Origin of the sequence: Undibacterium sp. 5I2 (genome assembly GCF_035019605.1) — a bacterium.
Lineage (GTDB): Bacteria > Pseudomonadota > Gammaproteobacteria > Burkholderiales > Burkholderiaceae_D > Undibacterium.
On record NZ_JASJVS010000144.1, the window covers coordinates 1 to 989 of the forward strand.

1 protein-coding gene is annotated in these 989 nt (G+C 50.8%); it reads left to right on the plus strand.

The features are described from left to right. Positions 1-956, plus strand: a 956-nt coding sequence (locus tag QN359_RS19735) for an IS3 family transposase (RefSeq protein ID WP_323493626.1), incomplete at its 5' end; no start/stop codon positions are given. Between the last annotated feature and the right edge of the window lie 33 nt (positions 957-989).

The window sequence follows — 989 nt, forward strand, 5'->3', positions numbered from 1 at the left end:
GTACCTTCCAACGATGGGTGTGTGATGGCGATGCCGCCGTCGTAGCCGACAGGCGTACTACCAACGTTCGAGCGGCACCGGCGAACAAGATAAAAGCCGACGAAATTGTCCATATTCTGAAGGTGTTGAATACGGCTGAGTTTGCTAGCCTTCCGCCAAGCCAGATCGTTCCTACCTTGGCAGATCGAGGCGACTATTTGGCCTCTGAATCGACGATTTACCGGATATTGAAAGCGAATAAAATGCAGCACCACCGTGGACGTGCGAAGCAACCATCAACTAGAGTCGTGACTAGTCATTGTGCGACAGGCCCCAACCAGGTTTGGTCTTGGGATATCACGTGGTTGCCTGCACAAATTCAGGGTAAATATTATTACTGGTACATGATCTTAGATGTGTTTAGCAGGAAGATCGTTGGGCATGAAGTGCATGAAGCTGAATCTGCTGAATTGGCATCGATGTTAATCCGTCGGACCAGTTTGGCAGAGGGATTGGCGGGGCGTCCATTGGTACTACACTCGGATAACGGCAGCTCGATGAAGGGAGCCACGATGCTTGCTACGTTGGAGAATTTAGGTATCGCCGCGTCCTTTAGTCGTCCGCGTGTTTCGAATGATAAGCCATTCGCAGAATCGCTCTTCCATACTTGCAAATATCGGCCCGATTATCCGACAAAGCCGTTCGACAATGTCGAGGCCGCGCAGACTTGGATGCTCCAGTTTGTTAGATGGTACAACCAAGTGCATAAGCACAGTGGATTGAAGTTTGTAACGCCGGAACAGCGGCATAACGGAACGGCTGTGAAAATATTGCAGCATCGGGATAGCGTCTATGTTGAGGCGAAACGTCGACGTCCCGAACGCTGGGCTCAACATACGAGAAACTGGACTTTACATGATCACGTTTGGCTCAACCCAGAACGGGCTCAAACGGAAGAAATGAAGCAGGCGGCTTGACGGGTTGTGCGACAGGTTGTTTGACAAACACCG